21 protein-coding genes and 1 pseudogene are annotated in these 19,739 nt (G+C 73.2%); 11 read left to right on the forward strand and 11 right to left on the reverse strand.

All coding sequences use genetic code 11. From position 1 onward, the window contains the following. Window positions 1-9: 9 nt before the first annotated feature. Window positions 10-1,677 carry a fumarate hydratase gene (locus tag ACFWPI_RS18925; RefSeq protein WP_380374725.1) on the reverse strand — a complete coding sequence of 556 codons (1,668 nt, stop codon included), beginning with the start codon at window positions 1,675-1,677 and terminating at the stop codon, window positions 10-12. A gap of 145 nt (window positions 1,678-1,822) precedes the next feature. On the opposite strand from ACFWPI_RS18925, the gene ACFWPI_RS18930 reads away from it, so the two are divergent. Next, window positions 1,823-2,608, forward strand: a complete 786-nt coding sequence (locus ACFWPI_RS18930) for a DUF1707 domain-containing protein (protein ID WP_244293381.1) — start codon at window positions 1,823-1,825, stop codon at window positions 2,606-2,608. A gap of 313 nt (window positions 2,609-2,921) precedes the next feature. Beyond that, complete coding sequence (locus tag ACFWPI_RS18935; protein WP_380342135.1) at window positions 2,922-3,305, forward strand: WhiB family transcriptional regulator; 384 nt, start codon at window positions 2,922-2,924, stop codon at window positions 3,303-3,305. An 87-nt stretch (window positions 3,306-3,392) separates the two neighbouring features. On the opposite strand, the gene glpX is transcribed toward ACFWPI_RS18935, so the two are convergent. Beyond that, window positions 3,393-4,433: a class II fructose-bisphosphatase gene (glpX, locus tag ACFWPI_RS18940; protein ID WP_063347979.1), complete on the reverse strand. Its 1,041-nt coding sequence runs from the start codon at window positions 4,431-4,433 to the stop codon at window positions 3,393-3,395. A gap of 236 nt (window positions 4,434-4,669) precedes the next feature. Between glpX and ACFWPI_RS18945 the strand changes: the two genes are divergently transcribed. Next, complete coding sequence (locus ACFWPI_RS18945) at window positions 4,670-5,185, forward strand: DUF4245 domain-containing protein (RefSeq protein WP_063347978.1); 516 nt, start codon at window positions 4,670-4,672, stop codon at window positions 5,183-5,185. Between the two features lie 151 nt (window positions 5,186-5,336). On the opposite strand, the gene ACFWPI_RS18950 is transcribed toward ACFWPI_RS18945, so the two are convergent. Further along, the gene (locus tag ACFWPI_RS18950; RefSeq protein WP_063347977.1) at window positions 5,337-5,939 is read right to left on the reverse strand and encodes a malonic semialdehyde reductase; all 603 of its coding nucleotides are present in this window, start codon (window positions 5,937-5,939) and stop codon (window positions 5,337-5,339) included. Window positions 5,940-6,053: 114 nt separating this feature from the next. Next, window positions 6,054-6,311 carry an exodeoxyribonuclease VII small subunit gene (locus ACFWPI_RS18955; RefSeq protein ID WP_063347976.1) on the reverse strand — a complete coding sequence of 86 codons (258 nt, stop codon included), beginning with the start codon at window positions 6,309-6,311 and terminating at the stop codon, window positions 6,054-6,056. A gap of 178 nt (window positions 6,312-6,489) precedes the next feature. Here ACFWPI_RS18955 and ACFWPI_RS18960 point away from each other — a divergent pair, with 178 nt between their 5' ends. Further along, entirely contained in the window at window positions 6,490-6,984 is a 495-nt protein-coding gene (locus ACFWPI_RS18960; protein ID WP_380374722.1) for a GNAT family N-acetyltransferase, read from the forward strand. A gap of 69 nt (window positions 6,985-7,053) precedes the next feature. Here the strand turns inward: ACFWPI_RS18960 and xseA are convergent, their stop codons facing one another. Beyond that, window positions 7,054-8,274, reverse strand: coding sequence for an exodeoxyribonuclease VII large subunit (xseA, locus tag ACFWPI_RS18965; RefSeq protein ID WP_380374721.1), 1,221 nt, complete (start codon window positions 8,272-8,274; stop codon window positions 7,054-7,056). 35 nt (window positions 8,275-8,309) lie between these two features. After that, window positions 8,310-9,674, reverse strand: a complete 1,365-nt coding sequence (locus ACFWPI_RS18970; protein WP_380374720.1) for an APC family permease — start codon at window positions 9,672-9,674, stop codon at window positions 8,310-8,312. 87 nt (window positions 9,675-9,761) lie between these two features. Here ACFWPI_RS18970 and ACFWPI_RS18975 point away from each other — a divergent pair, with 87 nt between their 5' ends. Together ACFWPI_RS18975 and ppgK are read left to right on the forward strand one after the other, a co-directional pair. Then, entirely contained in the window at window positions 9,762-10,736 is a 975-nt protein-coding gene (locus ACFWPI_RS18975; RefSeq protein WP_380374718.1) for a 4-hydroxy-3-methylbut-2-enyl diphosphate reductase, read from the forward strand. Between the two features lie 167 nt (window positions 10,737-10,903). Further along, on the forward strand, window positions 10,904-11,650 hold the full coding sequence (gene ppgK / locus ACFWPI_RS18980; protein WP_380374716.1) for a polyphosphate--glucose phosphotransferase: 747 nt from the start codon (window positions 10,904-10,906) through the stop codon (window positions 11,648-11,650). Between the two features lie 22 nt (window positions 11,651-11,672). On the opposite strand, the gene ACFWPI_RS18985 is transcribed toward ppgK, so the two are convergent. Beyond that, on the reverse strand, window positions 11,673-12,311 hold the full coding sequence (locus ACFWPI_RS18985; protein WP_380424926.1) for a DUF6542 domain-containing protein: 639 nt from the start codon (window positions 12,309-12,311) through the stop codon (window positions 11,673-11,675). Window positions 12,312-12,565: 254 nt separating this feature from the next. On the opposite strand from ACFWPI_RS18985, the gene ychF reads away from it, so the two are divergent. Continuing rightward, the gene (gene ychF / locus ACFWPI_RS18990) at window positions 12,566-13,639 is read left to right on the forward strand and encodes a redox-regulated ATPase YchF (protein WP_063347971.1); all 1,074 of its coding nucleotides are present in this window, start codon (window positions 12,566-12,568) and stop codon (window positions 13,637-13,639) included. A 133-nt stretch (window positions 13,640-13,772) separates the two neighbouring features. On the opposite strand, the gene ACFWPI_RS18995 is transcribed toward ychF, so the two are convergent. From ACFWPI_RS18995 to ACFWPI_RS19010, 4 genes and pseudogenes are all read right to left on the reverse strand, one after another. Continuing rightward, window positions 13,773-14,036, reverse strand: a complete 264-nt coding sequence (locus ACFWPI_RS18995) for a type II toxin-antitoxin system RelE/ParE family toxin (RefSeq protein ID WP_371517250.1) — start codon at window positions 14,034-14,036, stop codon at window positions 13,773-13,775. Further along, window positions 14,029-14,298, reverse strand: coding sequence for a type II toxin-antitoxin system Phd/YefM family antitoxin (locus ACFWPI_RS19000; RefSeq protein ID WP_380374713.1), 270 nt, complete (start codon window positions 14,296-14,298; stop codon window positions 14,029-14,031). Before ACFWPI_RS19000 ends, ACFWPI_RS18995 begins: the two co-directional genes overlap by 8 nt. A 74-nt stretch (window positions 14,299-14,372) precedes the next feature. Beyond that, window positions 14,373-15,038 (reverse strand): HAD-IA family hydrolase, encoded by a 666-nt coding sequence (locus ACFWPI_RS19005; protein WP_380374712.1) that lies wholly within the window; start codon window positions 15,036-15,038, stop codon window positions 14,373-14,375. Window positions 15,039-15,093: 55 nt separating this feature from the next. Further along, a pseudogene (locus tag ACFWPI_RS19010) lies at window positions 15,094-16,241 on the reverse strand (dihydrofolate reductase family protein). 160 nt (window positions 16,242-16,401) lie between these two features. Between ACFWPI_RS19010 and ACFWPI_RS19015 the strand changes: the two are divergent. The 4 genes from ACFWPI_RS19015 (at window position 16,402) to ACFWPI_RS19030 (ending at window position 19,570) form a co-directional block, all read left to right on the forward strand. Next, window positions 16,402-17,220, forward strand: coding sequence for a methyltransferase domain-containing protein (locus tag ACFWPI_RS19015; RefSeq protein WP_380374710.1), 819 nt, complete (start codon window positions 16,402-16,404; stop codon window positions 17,218-17,220). A gap of 213 nt (window positions 17,221-17,433) precedes the next feature. Next, on the forward strand, window positions 17,434-18,798 hold the full coding sequence (locus tag ACFWPI_RS19020; protein ID WP_380374708.1) for a DUF4190 domain-containing protein: 1,365 nt from the start codon (window positions 17,434-17,436) through the stop codon (window positions 18,796-18,798). A 162-nt stretch (window positions 18,799-18,960) separates the two neighbouring features. Then, entirely contained in the window at window positions 18,961-19,143 is a 183-nt protein-coding gene (locus ACFWPI_RS19025) for an SPOR domain-containing protein (protein WP_380374706.1), read from the forward strand. 10 nt (window positions 19,144-19,153) lie between these two features. After that, window positions 19,154-19,570 (forward strand): NUDIX domain-containing protein, encoded by a 417-nt coding sequence (locus ACFWPI_RS19030; protein ID WP_063347964.1) that lies wholly within the window; start codon window positions 19,154-19,156, stop codon window positions 19,568-19,570. Window positions 19,571-19,739 lie beyond the last annotated feature (169 nt).

Genomic DNA, 19,739 nt, shown 5'->3' on the forward strand with positions numbered 1-19,739 from the left:
CCGGGGCGGTTACTCCTTGGAGCGGACCCGGAGGCTGGTGATCAGCGGGCCCTCGGTGGTCTCGCGGAAGAAGTCGTTGCCCTTGTCGTCGACCACGATGAAGGCCGGGAAGTCCTCGACCTCGATGCGCCAGACGGCCTCCATGCCGAGCTCGGCGTACTCCAGGACCTCGACCTTCTTGATGCAGTCCTGGGCGAGGCGGGCGGCCGGGCCGCCGATGGAGCCGAGGTAGAAGCCGCCGTGGGCGGCGCAGGCGTCGGTGACCTGCTTGCTGCGGTTGCCCTTGGCGAGCATGACCATGGAGCCGCCGGCGGCCTGGAACTGGTCGACGTAGGAGTCCATCCGGCCGGCGGTGGTGGGGCCGAAGGAGCCGGAGGCGTAGCCCTCGGGGGTCTTGGCCGGGCCGGCGTAGTAGACGGGGTGGTCCTGGAGGTACTTGGGCATGCCCTCGCCGGCGTCCAGGCGCTCCTTGATCTTGGCGTGGGCGATGTCGCGGGCGACGACCAGGGTGCCGGTGAGCGAGAGCCGGGTCTTGACCGGGTACTTGGACAGCTCGGCGCGGATCGCGGACATCGGCTGGTCGAGGTCGACGCGCACGACGTCGTCGTCCAGGTGCTCGTCGGTGGTGTCCGGCAGGTACTTGGCCGGGTCGGTCTCCAGCTGCTCCAGGAAGACGCCCTCGGCGGTGATCTTGCCGAGCGCCTGGCGGTCGGCGGAGCAGGAGACGGCCATGGCGACCGGCAGCGAGGCGCCGTGGCGCGGCAGGCGGACGACCCGCACGTCGTGGCAGAAGTACTTGCCGCCGAACTGGGCGCCGATGCCGATCTTCTGGGTCAGCTCGGTGACCTTCGCTTCCAGCTCCAGGTCGCGGAAGCCGTGGCCGGTCCTGGCGTCGCCGGAGGTCGGCAGGTTGTCCAGGTAGTGCGCGGAGGCGTACTTGGCGGTCTTGAGCGCGAACTCGGCGCTGGTGCCGCCGATCACGATCGCCAGGTGGTACGGCGGGCAGGCGGCGGTGCCGAGGGAGCGGATCTTCTGCTCCAGGAACGAGAGCATGCTCGCCTCGTTCAGGATGGCCTTGGTCTCCTGGTACAGGTACGACTTGTTGGCGGAGCCGCCGCCCTTGGCCATGAAGAGGAACTTGTACGCGCCGCCGTCGGTGGCGTACAGCTCGATCTGGGCCGGCAGGTTGTTGCCGGTGTTCTTCTCGTCCCACATGGTCACCGGGGCCATCTGGGAGTAGCGCAGGTTGAGCTTGGTGTACGCGTCGAAGACGCCGCGCGCGATGGCCGACTCGTCGCCGCCCTCGGTGAGCACGTTCTGGCCGCGCTTGCCCATGACGACGGCGGTGCCGGTGTCCTGGCACATCGGCAGGATGCCGCCGGCCGAGATGTTGACGTTCTTCAGCAGGTCGAGCGCGACGAAGCGGTCGTTCGGGCTGGCCTCCGGGTCGTCCAGGATGCGGCGCAGCTGGGCGAGGTGGGCGGGGCGCAGGTAGTGCGAGATGTCGTGCATCGCCTCGGCGGTGAGCAGCCGCAGCGCCTCGGGCTCGACCTGGAGGAAGGTGCGACCGCCGGCCTCGAAGGTGGAGACACCCTCGGAGGTCAGCTTGCGGTACGGGGTCGGGTCAGCGCCCAGGGGGAGCAGGTCGCTGTACTCGAAGTCTGGCGTGGGAGCCATGGGGGCGGTCCTTAGGTTTCCAGTGGTCCGGCTGCGTCGGCGAAGCACCCTCAAGGGTAGGACCCGGCTCCGTGTCGCACGCGGACAGGGCAGCCTGCGTGACCGGGCTCACTCGGGCGCACGTGCGAGCGACTAGTCTTGGGCCGTGGACAACTCGCCGTCGCAGGACGATCCGGGGCAGCCGTCCGTGCCGGCGCCCGTACCGATGACCAAGCCCGAGACCCGGCCCGAGCCGCAGCCGCAACTCCGGCCGCTGCCGGAGCAGAAGACCCAGCCGTCGCACGCCCCGGTGGCACAGGCGGAGATGCGGGTGTCGGACGCCGACCGCGAGCGGATCGCGGAGCTGCTGCGGGACGCCTACGCCGAGGGCCGGCTGGACGCGGACGAGCACGCGGACCGGATCGGGGCCGCGTACGCCGCCAAGACCTTCGGCGACCTGGTGCCGCTGACCAGGGACCTGCCGGGCCACCGGCCGCTGTCGTTCGAGAAGCCGCCGCTGGAGGCCCCGGCGCCGCGTGCGGTGACGCCGGCGCTGCCGCCCGCGCGCCAGGAGTCGCCGTCGATGGTGGCGATCTTCGGCGGCTCGTCCCGCAAGGGCCGCTGGCGGGTGGGGTCGCACCTGAAGGCGTTCGCGGCGTTCGGCGGGGTGGAGATCGACCTGACCGACGCCGTGTTCGAGTCGCCCGAGGTGGAGATCGAGGTGACGGCGCTGTTCGGCGGCGTCGAGATCCGGGTGCCGGAGAACGTGAGCCTGCACGGCGGCGGCGTCGGCATCTTCGGCGGATTCGACGTCAAGGAGCAGACGGCGGCGGACCCGTACGCGCCGGTGGTCCGGGTCAAGGGCGTCGCGGTGTTCGGCGGTTGCGAGGCCAAGCCGCGCCGGGGCAAGAAGCTCAAGGAGTGGGTGCGCAAGCAACTCGGCACCGAGTAGCCGGGGTTGGCGGGTCGAACGCCCGGCCGGGGATCAACTCCCGGCCGGGCGTTCTGCGTTGTCTCCGGTGCGCTCCGTAGTCGATTGCGTGCAGTGTGCATGAATCGCGGGCGGGCGGGGTAGTTCCTTCCGCACATCGCTTCTTGTACGGCTGCGCACCGGAGGCGGCCCAGCGGCCGACTCGGGGTTGGACAGCGGGGGCTCGCAGCCGGGCAGGGGAGCGAGCTTCCCCGTGTCCGAGAGTCTCGTCAGGAGTACGGCCGTGCTGCATCCGATCGAGTCCCGCACCGCCTCGCCCGTCGCCGCCGCGCAGTTGCTGGAGCGCAGTCCGCAGCCGCACCCCCCGGGCGGCCAGGGCTCCCGGACCGTCGCCCAGGGCGCGTCCTCGGGCGAGGACAGCCCCTGGCACACCGGCGCGGCCTGCCGGCGGGACGAGGTGGGGCTGTTCTTTGCGCCCTCGAAGGAGCCGACGGCGGCCCGGTTGTCGCGCGAGGAGCAGGCGAAGCAGGTGTGCGCCCGGTGTCCGGTGCTGCTGGAGTGCCGCGAGCACGCGCTGGCGCAGCCGGAGCCGTACGGGGTCTGGGGCGGGCTGACGGCCGCCGAGCGGCGGGTGGTGCTGGCCCGGCGCCGCCGCCGGGAGTCGGAGCTGCGCGAGGCGACCAGGGTGGTCGCGGGGCAGCGGAGGATAGCGGGCTGACGGGGCTCCGGGTGTGCCCCGGGCCGGACGCGCCGCGGCCTCGGCGGAGGGGGATTCCGCCGAGGCCGCGGGTGCGCTTGCCCGGTGTCAGTTGGCGCGGTCGAAGTCGATCGCGCTGTAGGCCCGCAGCTTCGACAGCTTGTGGACGGAGTTGATCTCGCGGATCGTGCCGCTCTTGGAACGCATCACCAGCGAGCTGGTGGTGGCGGTCTCCTGGCGGTAGTGCACGCCGCGCAGCAGCTCGCCGTCGGTGATGCCGGTGGCGACGAAGAACACGTTCTCGCCGCTGACCAGGTCGTCGGTGGTGAGCACCCGGTCCAGGTCGTGGCCGGCGTCGAGGGCCTTCTGCCGCTCGGCGTCGTCCTTGGGCCACAGCCGGCCCTGGATGACGCCGCCCATGCACTTCATGGCGCAGGCCGCGATGATGCCCTCGGGGGTGCCGCCGATGCCCATCAGCAGGTCGACGCCGGTGCCCTCGCGGGCGGCCATGATGGCGCCGGCCACGTCGCCGTCGGAGATGAACTTGATCCGGGCGCCCGCCTCGCGGATCTCCCGGACCAGGCCGTCGTGGCGCGGGCGGTCGAGGACGACGACCGTGACGTCCTCGACGGCGCTGCCCTTGGCCTTGGCGACCCGGCGGATGTTGACGGCCGCGGGGGCGGTGATGTCGACGAACTCGGCGGCCTCGGGGCCGGCCACCAGCTTGTCCATGTAGAACACGGCGCTGGGGTCGAACATGGTGCCGCGGTCGGCGACGGCCAGGACGGCGACGGCGTTGTTCATGCCCTTGGCGGTGAGCGTGGTGCCGTCGACCGGGTCGACCGCGACGTCGCACTCGGCGCCGGTGCCGTCGCCGACCCGCTCGCCGTTGTAGAGCATCGGGGCTTCGTCCTTCTCGCCCTCCCCGATGACGACCACGCCGTTCATCGAGACGGTCGAGACGAGGGTGCGCATCGCCTTGACGGCGGCGCCGTCCGCGCCGTTCTTGTCGCCACGGCCGACCCACCGGCCGGCGGCCATCGCGGCCGCCTCGGTGACCCGGACGAGTTCGAGCGCGAGGTTCCGGTCCGGAGCCTCGGGCGCGACCTCCAGGGCGCTGGGAAGGTGGTTCGGGTACTGCGTGGTCATCGTCGTTACCTCTCTGTACGCGACGGCCAGTAAGCGCCCGACTACTGCCTGGTCGAACGCCGTGGTGAGGGTCCTGCGATCGTATCTGCCTATGGGATGACTGTCTGTGGCGCGGGTCGCCACCCGGCGCCCGACCTGGTCGGTTCGTCCCGCTTCACCCGTACGCGGGCACCCCGGGTGGCCGTACCGCCGTAGGGATGAGTCACCATGTGGGGGTGGCTGGAGAGAGCAAACGCATGAGGGGCCGGGAGACCGTACGGGACATGGTCCTGTCGATGCTGGCGGTCGGCGCCGTGGTCTGGATCGGGTACCTGTTCCTTCCGCACGACGCGAACAGCGACCCGGTGCACGTGGTCGAGTACAAGGTGGCGGCGGCCTCCGCGAAGCGCGGCGCGCCGTACCCGCTGCTCTCCCCGGACGGGCTGTCCGACCAGTGGCGGGCCACCTCGGTCGGCTACCAGCCGGCCGCGATCAGCAAGGGCAAGGGCAACGCCTGGCACCTGGGCTTCGTCACGCCGTCCGGCCAGTACGCGGCGGTCGAGCAGAGCGACGTCCCGCGCGACGCGCTGCTGGCCGACAAGATCGCGGGCGGCAAGCCGGACGGCACCTCCGAGGTCGCCGGGCGCACCTGGGAGCGGGTGCAGGGCGAGAAGTCCCGCGCCCTGACCGTGCAGACCGGCGACGCGACCACCGTGCTCACCGGCACCGCCTCCTACGAGGAACTGGCCGAGCTGGCCCAGGCGCTCAAGTAGCCCGTCCCCCCGGGCCGCCCCCGGGGGAACGGCTCCGTACGCCCCCGCGGACGCCCCGCGGACGCGCCCGTACGACCCCGAACGCCCCCGTGCGCATACGGAAAGGGCCCGCACCGGACGAACCGGTGCGGGCCCTCGCGCGTGCGGCGGATCAGACCGTGGTGACGACCTGGTCGTACGCCAGGCGCGGCGAGCGCGGGAACCACGCCTCGTCGCCCGGCTTGCCGATGTTGACCACGGCCAGCACCGAGTGCTCGCCGTCGCCGAAGAACTCCTTGTTGATGCCCTCGGCGTCGTAGCCGGTCATCGGGCCGGCGGCCAGGCCGGCGGCGCGCACGCCGATGATGAAGTAGGCGGCCTGCAGCGCGCCGTTCAGCGAGGCGGAGCGCTCACGGACGGTGCGCTCGGAGAAGAACACGTCCTTGGCCTGCGGGAAGTGCGGGAACTGGGTCGGCAGCTCCTCGTGGAACTCGTTGTCCGCGGCGAGGATGGCGACCAGCGGGGCGGTGCTGGTCTTGGCCTTGTTGCCGTCCGCCAGGTGCTGGACGAGGCGCTCGCGGCCCTCGGTCGAGCGGACCAGGACGACGCGCAGCGGCTGCTGGTTGAAGGCGGTCGGGCCGTACTTGACCAGCTCGTAGATGGCCTGGACCTGCTCCTCGGTCACCGGCTCGTCGGTGAAGGTGTTCGCGGTGCGGGCCTCGCGGAACAGCAGGTCCTGAGCGGCGGCGTCGAGTACCAGGGCGTCGGTGGTCATGCTTGTCTGCACCTCATGCGGGAGGGGGGTTCGTCGGATTGACCGGCCGTGGCCGGTCACACCATCTCAACATGGGTGAAGATTCAACGATTCCCCGGCCTGCTGTGAGCCGCGTCACTCCCCGCCAGCGGCCCCGTCCTCCTCGGCGGCCAGCGCCGCGTCCAGCCGGGCCCGGGCGCCGTCCAGCCAGCGCTGGCACACCTTCGCCAGCTGCTCGCCGCGCTCCCACAGCGCCAGCGACTCCTCCAGCGACGTCCCGCCGTTCTCCAGCTGCCGGACCACCTCCAGCAGCGCGTCCCGGGCGTGCTCGTAGCCCAGCGCGTCGTCCGGGGTCGGTGCCGCCGCGTCCTGCTGCTCCTGCTGCTCTGCCATGCGTGCCAGCGTAGGGGCTGGAGCCGACAGAGTCGGCGCAGCGCCGACGGAACGGCCGCGGCGGGGCGAAAGCCGGAACGGCCTCGGCGGGGTGAAGGCAGCGAGGCGAAAGCAGCGGGTGAGGCGGCGGGGCGAAATCGGATGCGTCCGGCCGGCCGGCGGCGCTACCCTCCGCCGCATGATCACGGTCCGACCCGCCGCCCCGGCCGACGCCCCCGAGCTCGTCCGGCTGCGCGACCTGATGTTCGAGGCGATGCCCAGCATGGCCGGCCTGACCGGGCCGGGGCCCTGGCAGGCCACCGCCGAGCAGATGCTGCGCGAGCGCCTCGCCGTCCCGGCCGGGGAACTGACCATGCCGTCCTTCGTGGTGGACGATCCGCGACGGCCCGGCCGGCTCGCCGCCTGCGCGGTCGGCACGCTGGAGCACCGGCTGCCCGCGCCGGGAAACCCGAACGGCCGGTTCGGCTTCGTCTTCAACATCTGCACCGACCCCGGCCACCGGCTGCGCGGCTACGCCCGGGCCTGCACCGAGGCGCTTCTGGACTGGTTCGACGACCAGCGGGTCGGCCGGATCGACCTGCACGCCAGCAGTGGCGGCGAGGCGCTCTACCGCAGCCTCGGCTTCGGCGAGCACTCCATCGCGCTCTCCCGGCAGCGCTCCCACGAGGCCTGACCGTCGTCCACCGTGGCGCCGGGCGTTCCTACGAGCCCAGGCCGTCGTCCACCGCGACGCCGGGCGCTCCTACGAGCCCTGACCGTCGTCCACCGCGACGTCGAAGGCCCCGCCCGCGACCCGGGCGTGCAGCCCCTCGCCGGCCGTGACCTGCGCCGGGTCGGTCACCACCGTGCCGTCCGTCCGCTGGAGCACCGCGTAGCCGCGCTCCAGGGTGGCCGCCGGGGACAGCGCGACCACCCGGGCGAGGGTGTGCCCGAGGTCGCTCTGCGCGTGGTCCAGCCGGTGCCGCAGGGTGCGCCGGGCCCGCTCCAGCAGCGCGGTGACCTCCTGGCCGCGCCCGTCCAGCATCCGGTGCGGGGCGGCCAGCGCGGGGCGGCTGCGCACGCCGTCCAGCCCGTGCTGCTCGCGCTCGACCCGGCCGAGGACGTGCCGCCGGGCACGGTCCCGCAGCAGGCGGACCTTGGCCAGCTCCTCGCCGACGTCCGGAACCACCCGTTTGGCGGCATCGGTCGGGGTGGAGGCGCGCAGGTCGGCGACGAAGTCCAGCAGCGGCTGGTCCGGCTCGTGGCCGATCGCGCTGACCACCGGCGTACGGGCGGCCGCGACCAGCCGCACCAGCCCCTCGTCCGAGAACGGCAGCAGGTCCTCGACGCTGCCGCCGCCGCGGGCCACGATGATCACGTCCACCTCGGGGTGCTCGTCCAGCTCCCGGACGGCCGCGCTCACCCGCTCCACCGCGCTGACCCCCTGCACCGGGACGTTGCGCACCTCGAAGCGGACGGCCGGCCAGCGCCGCCGGGCGTTCTCCAGCACGTCCCGCTCGGCCGCCGAGCCGCGCCCGGTGACCAGCCCGACGCACTGCGGCAGGAACGGCAGCGGGCGCTTGCGCTCGGCCGCGAACAGGCCCTCCCCGGCGAGCCGCCGCTTCAGCTGCTCCAGCCGGGCCAGCAGCTCGCCCAGCCCGACCGGCCGGATCTCCGAGGCCCGCAGCGACAGCTGCCCGCGCGCCGCGTACCACTCCGGCTTGGCGTGCACGACGACCCGCGCGCCCTCCTGCACCACGTCCGCGACCTGGTCGAACACCGAGCGGAAGCAGGTCACCGTGAGCGACACGTCCGCCTGCGGGTCGCGCAGGGTCAGGAACACCACGCCCGCCCCCGGCCGGCGGCTGAGCTGGGTGATCTGCCCCTCCACCCAGACCGCGCCGAGCCGGTCGATCCAGCCGCCGATCAGCGCGGAGACCTTGCCGACCGGGATCGGGGCTTCGGGGGAGCTGGTGTTGGCCATGCGTATGAGGCTAGCGGCGCCGGCCGACACCGCCCCTAGCGGCGTCGGCCGACAGGGCCGCCCGGAGCGGGGGAGCCCTGGACGCCCAGCACCACCAGCCCGACCGCCAGCCAGATCAGCCCGACGAGCTGCGCGGTCGTCGAGGCCTCGTAGACCACTGCGGCGATCACCGCGATCCCCAGGGCCGGGACGAGCAGGTGCCGCACCCGGTCCCGGGAGCCGTGCCGCACCGTGTACCAGCCGATCACCGAGGCGTGCAGCAGCGCGAAGGCGGTCAGCGCGCCCACGTTGACCACCGAGGTCAGTTGGTCCAGCCCGTCGTCCCGGTTGGCCGCCCAGACCGCCGCGGCCATCGTGATCACCGCGGCCGCCAGCAGCGCCCGGCGCGGCACCGCGGTGGCCGGGTCGACCGTGCCGAGGACGCGCGGCAGCCGTCCCTCCCGGCCCATCGCGTAGACCAGCCGCCCGGCCGCCGCCTGCCCGGCCAGCGCCGCGAAGGCCGCGCCGATCGCCTTGCTGGCCGCCACCAGGACGTGCAGCCAGTGCCCGACCCCGCTCTCCACCGTGTCGTAGAAGGCCGAGCCCTGCGCCGCCGGGTCGGCCGCCAGCTGCTGCGGGCCCAGCGGCTCCAGCAGTGCCGCCAGGTAGGTCTGGGTGACGAACAGCACCCCGGCCAGTGCCAGGCACCAGAGCACGGCCCGGGCCACCGCCGCCGAGGCGCCGACCGCCTCCTCGACGAAGGTGGCGATCGCGTCGAAGCCCAGGTAGGAGAGCACCGCGACGGACACGGCCGAGATCACCGCGGTCAGCGAGAAGGCGCCGACGGCGGTGAACGGGGTGTCCCAGCCGCGCCGGGCGCCGCCCTGGACCAGGGCCACCACGGCCGCGGCGACGAACACCGCCAGCACCGCGATCTCCAGGGCGAGCACCGCGAAGCCGACCACGGCCGCCGTCCGTACGCCGATCAGGTTGAGCGCGGTGGTCAGCACCACCGCGAGCGCCGTCCAGACCCAGCGGGAGACCCCGGGCACCAGCGAGTTCAGCGCGATCCCGGAGAACAGGTAGGCGACCGCCGGGATCAGCAGGTAGTCGAGCATCGCCATCCAGCCGGCGATGAACCCGGGCCCCTCGCCCAGCCCGGCCCGCGCGTAGGCGAACACCGAGCCGGTCTGCGGCACCGCGCGCACCATCTGGGCGTACGAGAAGGCGGTGAAGCCCATCGCGACGGTCGCGGCCAGGTAGACGGTGGCGACGGCGCCGTGGCTCCTGGCGTCCAGGACGCCGAACACGCCGACCGGTGCCATCGGAGCGATGAACAGCAGGCCGTAGACCATCAGGTCGCGGACGCTCAGGCTGCGGCGCAGGCCGCCCGGTTCCGTTTGCCCGTTCGCAGAGCTCATAGACACCACATTTGAGCACCGACGACCGGGTCTGTCCGGAAAGCGCCTCCCGTCGGCGCGGCTCGGCGCCGCCCGTACGATGGAGCCATGTCCAACACCGCGCCGCGCCGTGTCCTGCTCGCCGCCCCCCGGGGCTACTGCGCGGGTGTCGACCGCGCCGTGATCGCCGTGGAGAAGGCCCTGGAGCAGTACGGGGCGCCCATCTACGTCCGCAAGCAGATCGTCCACAACAAGTACGTGGTACAGACCCTGGAGAAGAAGGGCGCGATCTTCGTCGACGAGACGGAGGAGGTGCCCGAGGGCTCGATCGTGGTCTTCTCCGCGCACGGCGTCGCGCCGGCCGTCCACGACGAGGCGAAGGCCGGCCGGCTGGCCACCATCGACGCCACCTGCCCGCTGGTCACCAAGGTGCACAAGGAGGCCGTGCGCTTCGCCGACGAGGGCTTCGACATCCTGCTGGTGGGCCACGAGGGCCACGAGGAGGTCGTCGGGACGATGGGCGAGGCCCCGGACCGGATCCACCTGGTGGACGGCGCCGAGGACGTCGCCAACGTGCGGGTCCGGGACGAGTCCAGGGTCGTCTGGCTGTCCCAGACCACCCTGTCGGTGGACGAGACCATGGCCACCGTCGGCGAGCTGAAGAAGCGCTTCCCGGCGCTGGTCAGCCCGCCCAGCGACGACATCTGCTACGCCACCCAGAACCGCCAGGTCGCGGTCAAGCAGATGGCCCCCGAGACCGACCTGCTGATCGTGGTCGGCTCCAAGAACTCGTCCAACTCCGTCCGCCTGGTCGAGGTCGGCCTGGAGTACGGCGCCAAGGCCGCCCACCTGGTGGACTTCGCCGAGGAGGTCCAGGAGGTCTGGCTGGAGGGCGTCGGCACGGTCGGTCTGACCAGCGGCGCCTCCGTCCCGGAGATCCTGGTCGAGGGCGTGCTGGAGTGGCTGGCCGCGCGCGGCTACGACACGGTCGAGACGGTCAAGACCGCCGAGGAGCACCTGATCTTCTCGCTGCCCAAGGAACTGCGCCGCGACCTGCGCGCCGAGGCGGCGGGCAAGCTGTAGGGCCGAGCCTGGGACCGCTCCCGGACGGCTCCCAGGCCCTTCGCGCAGAGCCCGGTACCCCCCTCGGGGTTGCCGGGTTTTCTGCTGTGCGTCCGCCCGTGCCCTCTCGTAGTTTTGTGCACAGGCTGTGGACAAGCGGTCCGCGGCCCCGGCGGAGGGTGGACGTGATGACGGCGGTATTCGGCGTGGACATCGGCGGTTCGGGCATCAAGGGCGCCCCGGTCGACCTCGCCCGGGGCGTGCTGGCCCAGGAGCGGTACAAGGTGCTCACCCCGCAGCCGTCCGCCCCCGAGGCCGTGGTCGCCGCCGTCTGCGAGGTGGTCCGCCAGTTCGACCACCAGGGCCCGGTCGGGCTCACCTTCCCCGGCGTGGTGGTCGGTGGCCGGACCAGAACCGCCGCCAACGTGGACAAGGGCTGGATCGGCCTGGACGCCGCGGGCCTGTTCCGCGAGGCGCTCGACCTGCCCGCGACCGTGCTCAACGACGCCGACGCGGCCGGGCTCGCCGAGACCGTGCACGGCGCCGGGCGCGACCAGTCGGGCGTGGCGCTGGTGCTCACCTTCGGTACCGGCATCGGCAGCGCGCTCTTCGTCGACGGCGTGCTGGTGCCCAACACCGAACTGGGCCACCTGGAACTGCGCGGCAAGGACGCCGAGCGCCGGGCCTCCTCGGCCGCCAAGGAACGGCACGGGCTGATCTGGGAGCAGTGGGCCGGGCGGGTCGACGAGTACCTGGACCTGGTCGAGATGCTGTTCTCGCCGCAACTGGTCGTGATCGGCGGCGGGGTGAGCCGCAAGCACGAGAAGTTCCTGCCGCTGCTGCGGGAGCGGGAGGCGCGGGTGGTGCCGGCCGAGCTGCGCAACGACGCGGGCATCGTCGGCGCCGCCATGGCGGCGGCCCGGGCGGCGGGCTGAGGCCGCCCGCCCGAGGCGCCGCTCAGCGGGAGCGCTGGATCCGGCGCTGGGCCACGAACCGGGCGAGCACGATCAGCGCGGCCAGCCCGGTGCCGGAGAACAGCCAGCCGGCCCGCAGCGCCAGCCCGGTCGCCAGCGCCACCACCTGGGCGGTGACGCCCGAGGAGGTGACCGGCCCGAGCAGCAGCAGCGCCAGCGCGAAGGCGATCGGCCCGCTGATCGGTGCGGCCAGCAGGTCGACGTAGCGCACCCGGACGGCCAGCTGGAAGCAGACGGCCAGGTAGCCGAGGCCGAACAGCCAGCCGAGGCCGTCGAACAGCAGCCGGTCCAGGCCCGCGACGGCGAGCGTCGCCAGCACGGCGGCCACACCCGTGCCGATGGCGGTCAGCCGGGTCGGCCGTCCGGTCCGGCGCCGCCCGTACAGCGGGGTCTCGGAGCGTCCGGGCAGCGGCAGCCGCAACCGCAGCCTGGGGGTGGCCGGGCGGGCGGCGGCGGGCGGCCCGGCTACCGGGCGTAGCCGGGCGGCGGGGGCGGCGGCGGGGGCTGCGGGGGCTCCGGCGGTCTCGGGAGCCCGGCCGGGCCCGGGGACGGCGGCCCCGGCCGCGCCGTTCGGCGGTCGGCGTCTGGGCCCTGGCGGCTGGGTACGGATGCTCTGCTCCACCCGCCCAACGTACGGTCCGATCATCGCCACACTGTGTAATGGACCGTTCAGGTCTTGTCCCGTGTCTCCTGGCGGAGTGCTGATGTGATCGTCGTTCAGCGGCCTGACCTGTCCGGCCCAGCCACCCCGGCACCCGGCCGGAGTTCCCGGAGCCCCTCCCGGCGGCGACCGGGGCGTGAGGCGCTGCCCGTAGACTTGGGGGTCGGCCCGCACGGTGCCGACCCAACTCCTCCAAGCCCACGGGACTGCGCTTCATGTCGCTCACGATCGGAATCGTCGGCCTGCCGAACGTCGGCAAGTCGACCCTGTTCAACGCCCTGACCAAGAACGACGTGCTGGCGGCCAACTACCCGTTCGCCACCATCGAGCCGAACGTCGGCGTCGTCGGCGTCCCGGACGCGCGGCTGGCCAAGCTCGCCGAGATCTTCGGCTCCCAGCGGATCCTCCCGGCCACCGTCGACTTCGTCGACATCGCCGGCATCGTGCGCGGCGCCAGCGAGGGCGAGGGACTGGGCAACAAGTTCCTCGCCAACATCCGCGAGTCGGACGCGATCTGCCAGGTCGTGCGCGCCTTCACCGACCCGGACGTGGTGCACGTGGACGGCAAGGTGTCGCCCAAGGACGACATCGAGACCATCCACACCGAACTGATCCTGGCCGACCTCCAGACCGTCGAGAAGGTCCTGCCGCGGCTCCAGAAGGAGGCGCGCCTGAAGAAGGAGACCGCCCCCGTGCTGGCCGCCGCCGAGGCCGCGCAGGCGGTCCTGGAGACCGGCAAGACCCTCTTCGAGGCCGGCTTCGACACCACCCCGATCCGCGACCTCCACCTGCTGACCGCCAAGCCCTTCCTCTACGTCTTCAACGTGGACGAGGCCGAGCTGGCCGACGAGGACTTCAAGAACGTCCAGCGCGAGCTGGTCGCCCCGGCCGAGGCGATCTTCCTCAACGCCAAGATCGAGTCCGAGCTGATCGAGCTCGACGACGACGAGGCCCTGGAGCTGCTCCAGTCGATGGGCCAGGAGGAGCCCGGCCTCGCCACCCTCGCCCGGGTCGGCTTCGACACCCTCGGTCTGCAGACCTACCTCACCGCAGGCCCCAAGGAAACCCGCGCCTGGACCATCAAGAAGGGCGCCACCGCCCCCGAGGCCGCCGGAGTCATCCACACCGACTTCCAGAAGGGCTTCATCAAGGCCGAGGTGATCTCCTTCGCCGACCTGGTCGAGACCGGCTCCATCGCCGAGGCCCGCTCCAAGGGCAAGGCCCGCATCGAGGGCAAGGAATACATCATGCAGGACGGCGACGTGGTGGAGTTCCGCTTCAACGTGTAGCCGCCTGGTTGCTACGAGTTGACTGATTGGTCGAATGTGCAGGTCGGAAGGGGCCGGGCTCTGTCGAGTCCGGCCCCTTCCGCGCCATCGTGCTGGATGGGTGCTGGATGTTCCGACGCCGGGTCCGTGGTCGTCAGGCCTCGTAAACGGTGGACCGATGTCCCACGTGGACGACCCAGATCACCAATTCCCCGTTGTCGATCGTGTAGACGACGCGGTAGTCGCCGACGCGCAGGCGGCGACGCTCGGGCTGGGAGACGAGCGCAGTGGTGTTGAAGCCGAGGGGATCGGTCTCCAGTTCGGTCAGCTTGGCCAGGATGCGCAGCGCCATGTCGCGAGGGATCTTCCGGAGTTCGGCCTGGGCCTCGGGTCGGAAGACCGTCCGGAACTCACTCATTGCGCGCCAGCGTCTCCCTCATGACGTCCTCGATCGGGATACCGACTGCCGGATTCGCCATGCGCTCGTCGATGATCCGGTTGATCTCGCGCTCTTCCCACTTCTGGTACTTCCGAAGTACCTCGATGGACACCACGGCGGCGACTTCTTTGCCTCGGCGCGTGATCACCGTGGGTACGTCGTCCCGGTCGGCGCGCTCCACGACCTCGGCCAGGTGCGCGCGTACGTCGCGGATGGACTCTATGGGCAAGGGCTGCGTCATGCGCTCAAGAGTACCGAGTGTTCCATGTGTACACAATGTATCGAGCGGTCTTGCGGGGCGGGCGGTCGGCTCGGTCAGGGGTGGATGCTGACGGTGATGACGCCGTCCGGTGTGGTGGTCACGGTGATGTTGTCGAGGGTGGCGGCGTGGGCGTCGGGTCGGTGGGCGGTGGCGCGGGGGCCGATGCCGATGACGCGGATGCCGGCGGCGCGGGCGGCCGTGATGCCGGCGTCGGAGTCCTCGAAGGCGAGGCAGTCGGCGGGGGCGAAGCCGAGGGCGGCGGCGCCCTTGAGGAAGCCCTCCGGGTCGGGCTTGCTGGCGCCGACGGACTCGGCGGTGACCAGGACGGGCGGCATCGGCAGGCCGGCGGCGCCCATCCGGACGCGGGCGAGCGGTTCGTCGGCGGAGGTGACCAGGGCGTGCGGCAGGCCGTTCAGGGCGGCGAGGAAGGCGGCGGCGCCGGGGATCGGGACGACGCCGTCGGTGTCGGCGCGCTCGGCGGCGAGCATCCGCCGGTTGTCGGCGAGGTTGAGTTCCACCGGGCGGTCGGGCAGCAGTTCGGCCATCGTCGCGTGGCCCTGGCGGCCGTGGGCGACGGCCAGTACGGCGACGGGGTCGAGGCCGTGCTGCTCGGCCCAGCGGTGCCAGCAGCGCTCGACCACGGCGTCGGAGTTGACCAGGGTGCCGTCCATGTCCAGGAGGAGGGCGCGAGCGGTCAGCTGGAGGGGTGCGGTGGGCATGGGGCTGCTCCTCGGGCAAGGAAGGACGAGCTTTGTTCCCCGATGATACAAAAGATCAGCCGAGCAGGTGGGCGTTGACCGCGCGGGCCGCCTCGGCGAGCTCCGGCAGCTCCACCACCTCGACCCCGGCCGCCGCCAGCAGGGCCGTGCCCTGGCAGTCGGTGACGAACAGGTCCGGTTCGCGCCAGGCCACCACCACCCGCGGCACGCCCGCCGCGATCAGCAGTCGGGCGCACGGTGCCGGCCGCGAGGCGCGCTGTCCGCACGGTTCGAGCGAGCTGTAGACGGTCGCCCCGCGCAGCCGCGGGTCGCCGGCCGGGAGCTTGCCGAGGGCCGCCTCCTCGGCGTGGTCGTGCGCGTCGCCCTCCCGGCTGTGGCCCTCCGCCAGGACCTCGCCGTCGGCGCCGACGATCACCGCGCCGACCGAGAAGGCCGTCGCGGACGGCGGGCAGCGGCGGGAGAGTTCGACGGCCCGGCGCAGGTGGTCGAGGTCGGTGGTCGCGGGACGGGCTCCGGTCACGGGGCGGGCTCCTTCGGGGCGTACCTGAGCAGGACGACGTCGTCCACCGTACGTGCCTCCAGCAGGCGCATCCGCCGGGCCGGGCCACCCGGGAAAGCGGCCGGGCGGACGAACCTCGGCGCCTCGGCCTGGCCGACCAGCAGCGGGGCGACCGCCAGCTGGAGCTCGTCCGCCAGGCCCTGGGCCAGGAACTGGGTGTGCACGCCGCCGCCGCCCTCGACCATCAGGCGGCGCACCCCGCGCGCGCCCAGGTCGTCCAGAACCGCGCCGAGGTCCACCGCGCCGCCGAGCGCGACCACCTCGGCCAGCCCGTCCAGGCGGGGCCGCAGCACGGTCGCGCCGGCGTCCGTGGTGTAGGCGAGCCGGGCGCCGCCGGTGTGCCAGAAGCGCAGGCCGGCGTCGAGCGCGCCGCTCGCGCTGAGCGTCACCTTCAGCGGGTACTCGGCGCGGCCGTCCGCGAGCCGGGCGGCCCGGCGTGCGGGGTCGTTGACCAGCAGGCGCGGATTGTCGGCCCGCAGCGTGTTGCCGCCGACCAGGACGGCGTCGGCGGCCGCGCGCTCGGCGTCGACCCGGTCGAAGTCGGCCCGGTTGGAGAGCAGCAGGCGGTCGGGGGAGGCGTCGTCGAGGTGGCCGTCGAGGGACATCGCGGCGCTCAGCAGGACGAAGGGGCGCTGGCCGGGCATGGGCGGGGGGACCGTTCTCTCGGGTGCGCCCCCACGGTACGGCCGCCGGGGGTGGTGCAGTCGCCGGGTGATCGACAGGTGAGACGAATCTTCTCGGCATCCGGAACGTCCGCTAGCGTCGAAGGCGTCGCGGAAACCGACCACGCCCCAGGGGGACACCATGACCGGACAGCAGCCCGCCACCGTCTACACCCACGGCTACCAGGAGGCCGTGCTGCGCTCGCACCGCTCCCGGACGGCCGCCGACTCGGCCGCCTACCTGCTGCCCGAACTGCGCCCCGGGCAGGCGCTGCTGGACATCGGTTGCGGGCCCGGCACGATCACCGCCGACCTGGCCGAGCTGGTCGGCCCGGGCGGTCGCGTGGTGGCCGTGGACACCTCCGCCGAGGTGCTGGAGCAGGCCGCCGCGTACGTGGCCGGCCGGGGCCTGTCCAATGTCGTGTTCGAGATCGCCGATGTCCACGAACTGCCGTACCGGGAAGGTGAGTTCGACGTGGTGCACGCCCATCAGGTGTTGCAGCACGTGGCCGACCCGGTGGCCGCGCTGCGCGAGATGCGCCGGGTCGCGGCGCCGGGCGGTGTGGTCGCGGCCCGGGACGTCGACTACGCGTCGATGACCTGGTTCCCCGAGGCGCCCGCGCTGGACCGCTGGCTGGAACTGTACGAGCGGATCGCCCGCGCCAACGGCGGCGAGCCGGACGCCGGGCGGCGGCTGCTGTCCTGGGCGCGGGCGGCGGGCTTCACCGACATCGCCGCGACCGCCACCACCTGGACGTACGCGACGCCCGAGCAGCGTGCCTGGTGGGGCGGGATGTGGGCGGACCGGGTGACCGGCTCCGCCATCGGCCGGACGGCGGTGGAGCGGGGCTTCGCGGACCGGGCCGAACTGGCGCGGATCGCGGCCGGCTGGCAGGAGTGGAGTGCCGCCGGGGACGGCTGGTTCTCCATGCTGCACGGCGAGATCCTGGCGCGCGGCTGACCGGGGGCAGGGTCGGGGCCGGCGACGGGTCGAGGGCGGGGCCGGGCGGCGGGGTGGGGAAACGGTCGCGCGGGCGTTCGGAAAGATCGGGTAAAGTCGCGCGTCCGCTCGTACCGGGGCCGTTCGGGCCCGTCCGGCCCGCTGCTGGAGGGGGCGAGCCGACGAGTCGAGCTGCCGAGTCGATGCCCGTACCGGCGGGCCGGGGGAGTCCACGTGTCCAAGCCTGCGTCCGAGCCGCCCGCGGCCGATCCCCGCATACCGGCCCACGAGGCCGCGACGGCGAAGCAGGCCGAGCGGACGGGGCAGTCGGAGCAGGCGGAGCAGCAGGCGCAGCCCGAGCCGCCCGCGCCCGCCGCCCCGCCCGTGCCGACCGCGCCGACCGCGCCCGCCAACCCGTGGGCCGCGCCCCTGCCGTCGCAGTCCCGGTCGCAGGCCCCGCCGCAGCCACCGCCCCCGCCGCTGCCCGCCGGCGGCTGGGCATCGGTGCCGCCCGCCGCGCAGTCCGGCCTCCAGCCCGGCTTCCCCTACCCCCGGCCCGCCCCCGTCACCAACGGTTTCGCGGTCGCCGCCCTGGTGACCGGCCTGGTCGTGGTGGCGCCGGTGGCCCTGGTGTTCGGCATCATCGCGCTGGTCCAGATCAACCGCCGCAAGGAGCGAGGCTTCGGCATGGCGGTGACCGGCCTGGTGCTCGGCGTGGTCGGCACGGTGCTGCTGTCGCTCGCCGTGGCCGGTTCGACCTTCGAGTTCCCCGGGGGCGGCAGGTTCGACCAGTCCACGAAGGCCCCGGCCGGATCCGTCCCGTGGGCCGCGCTGAAGTCCGGGGACTGCTACAACACCCCCGAGAACGGCAGCCGGGCCGACCCCGAGGGCGGCGACGAGACGCTCTACTGGGTCCGCCGGGTGCCGTGCTCGGCCCCGCACCACGGCGAGGTGGCCGGCACCGCCCGGATCCCGGCGAGCGACGGCCCGTCCTACCCGGGCGAGGCGACGGTCCGCCTGCGGGCCGTCGACCTGTGCCGCACGGTGCTCGACGACTACGCCCTCGACCAGTGGGCGATCCCGGACGGCATGGACGACGTCTACCTCTACCCGACCCGGGGCAACTGGAGGTCCGGCGACCGCTACGTCACCTGCGCGTTCGAGGACCGCGACGGCGAGCACCTGGGGACGGTCCGCACCGACCGGGGCAGCCTGAACCCTGCCCAGCTGGCCTACCTGGAGGCCGTCCGGGGCTTCAACGACGCCTACGCGGAGCAGCCGAGCAAGGGCTTCGCGGACGCGTCGTCCGAGTACCGGACGTGGGCCCGGCGGATGTCCACCGCCTCCCACGCGGAGGCCACGGCGCTGAACAAGGCGTCGGCGGCGTGGCCGGCCGAGGTCAAGCCGGCGGTCCGCAAGCTGGCCGCGGCCCAGGAGGCGGCCGCGACCGCCTGGGGCGCGGCGGCCTCCGGCGACGACCTGGAGGGCGACGTCCGACGGGCCCGGGCGCTGGTGACCAAGTCGGTGCCGCTCAGCATCGAGATCCGGCGCGGGCTCGGCCTGTCCACCGGCGAGCAGGTGCCCGACCTCCAGGTCTGAGCCGCCGAGGGGTCTGAGCCGCCGACGGTTCTGAGCCGCCGGGCGTGGCCGGGTTACCCGCCGTTAACCGCGCCCGTACCTGCCGGTAGCGAGCCGTCCGTAGCGTCGTGGGGGCGGATCCCCGGCCCGACCCCCACGCAGGCCGGGGATACGCTCCCCGCCATGAGCGCCTTTCGGGTGATGCGGCAGGACGACAACGGCAACCGCTTCCTGGTCGCGGGCGGGCTCGACCGCCTCGCGGCGGAGCGGCTGGCGGCCGAGTTCGAGGCCCGCGGCCACAAGCAGCTGTACTGGGTCGAGGCCGTGCCCGAGGCTGCGGACGGCGCGGGGGCGGACAGGACCTAAGGTCGGGCCCATGGACAAGGCCAGCGAGAACCCCGTCGAGCCCCGGATCGTCGTCGGCGGCGCCCTCATCCACCGGGGCCGGGTGCTCGCCGCCCGGCGCAGCGCGCCCGCGGCGGTGGCGGGGCGCTGGGAGTTCCCGGGCGGGAAGGCCGAACCCGGCGAGACCGAGGCGCAGGCGCTGGAGCGGGAGCTGCTGGAGGAACTGGGTGTCCGGGCGCGGGCGCTGGAACGGCTGCCGGGCGCGTGGAGCGTCCGGCCGGGTCTGGAGCTGCGCTTCTGGGCGGCCGAGCTGCTGGCCGGCGACCCCCGTCCCCTGGAGGACCACGACGAGCTGCGCTGGCTCGGCCCGGCCGAGCTGGACAGCGTCGACTGGATCGAGCACGACCGCGACGTCCTGCCGCACGTCGCCCGGTTGCTCCATGCATAGGGCGGCCTGAGCCGGTGTGCGACGCGCAGGGTACGGGGTAGGTCAATCAGACAAGACGACCCGGCGGCCGGGATAGCCTGGGTTCTGCTGGGTATGTCACTTTTCGGCACTATTCGTCACCATCGGTGAGCCGCCCCAGCCGGCGACGCCGATCCCGACCAGAGCCGGA

It is taken from the genome of Kitasatospora sp. NPDC058492, from assembly GCF_042720685.1.
In the GTDB taxonomy this organism is placed as follows: Bacteria; Actinomycetota; Actinomycetes; order Streptomycetales; family Streptomycetaceae; genus Kitasatospora.

Coding starts and splice junctions, on each gene's coding strand:
- ACFWPI_RS18925 (WP_380374725.1), bottom strand. CDS start 1,677: ATGGCTCCCACGCCAGACTTCGAGTACAGCGACCTGCTCCCCCTGGGC.
- glpX (WP_063347979.1), bottom strand. CDS start 4,433: ATGACCACGCAGTACCCGAACCACCTTCCCAGCGCCCTGGAGGTCGCG.
- ACFWPI_RS18945 (WP_063347978.1), top strand. CDS start 4,670: ATGAGGGGCCGGGAGACCGTACGGGACATGGTCCTGTCGATGCTGGCG.
- ACFWPI_RS18950 (WP_063347977.1), bottom strand. CDS start 5,939: ATGACCACCGACGCCCTGGTACTCGACGCCGCCGCTCAGGACCTGCTG.
- ACFWPI_RS18955 (WP_063347976.1), bottom strand. CDS start 6,311: ATGGCAGAGCAGCAGGAGCAGCAGGACGCGGCGGCACCGACCCCGGAC.
- ACFWPI_RS18960 (WP_380374722.1), top strand. CDS start 6,490: ATGATCACGGTCCGACCCGCCGCCCCGGCCGACGCCCCCGAGCTCGTC.
- xseA (WP_380374721.1), bottom strand. CDS start 8,274: ATGGCCAACACCAGCTCCCCCGAAGCCCCGATCCCGGTCGGCAAGGTC.
- ACFWPI_RS18970 (WP_380374720.1), bottom strand. CDS start 9,674: ATGAGCTCTGCGAACGGGCAAACGGAACCGGGCGGCCTGCGCCGCAGC.
- ACFWPI_RS18975 (WP_380374718.1), top strand. CDS start 9,762: ATGTCCAACACCGCGCCGCGCCGTGTCCTGCTCGCCGCCCCCCGGGGC.
- ppgK (WP_380374716.1), top strand. CDS start 10,904: ATGACGGCGGTATTCGGCGTGGACATCGGCGGTTCGGGCATCAAGGGC.
- ychF (WP_063347971.1), top strand. CDS start 12,566: ATGTCGCTCACGATCGGAATCGTCGGCCTGCCGAACGTCGGCAAGTCG.
- ACFWPI_RS18995 (WP_371517250.1), bottom strand. CDS start 14,036: ATGAGTGAGTTCCGGACGGTCTTCCGACCCGAGGCCCAGGCCGAACTC.
- ACFWPI_RS19000 (WP_380374713.1), bottom strand. CDS start 14,298: ATGACGCAGCCCTTGCCCATAGAGTCCATCCGCGACGTACGCGCGCAC.
- ACFWPI_RS19005 (WP_380374712.1), bottom strand. CDS start 15,038: ATGCCCACCGCACCCCTCCAGCTGACCGCTCGCGCCCTCCTCCTGGAC.
- ACFWPI_RS19015 (WP_380374710.1), top strand. CDS start 16,402: ATGACCGGACAGCAGCCCGCCACCGTCTACACCCACGGCTACCAGGAG.
- ACFWPI_RS19025 (WP_380374706.1), top strand. CDS start 18,961: ATGAGCGCCTTTCGGGTGATGCGGCAGGACGACAACGGCAACCGCTTC.
- ACFWPI_RS19030 (WP_063347964.1), top strand. CDS start 19,154: ATGGACAAGGCCAGCGAGAACCCCGTCGAGCCCCGGATCGTCGTCGGC.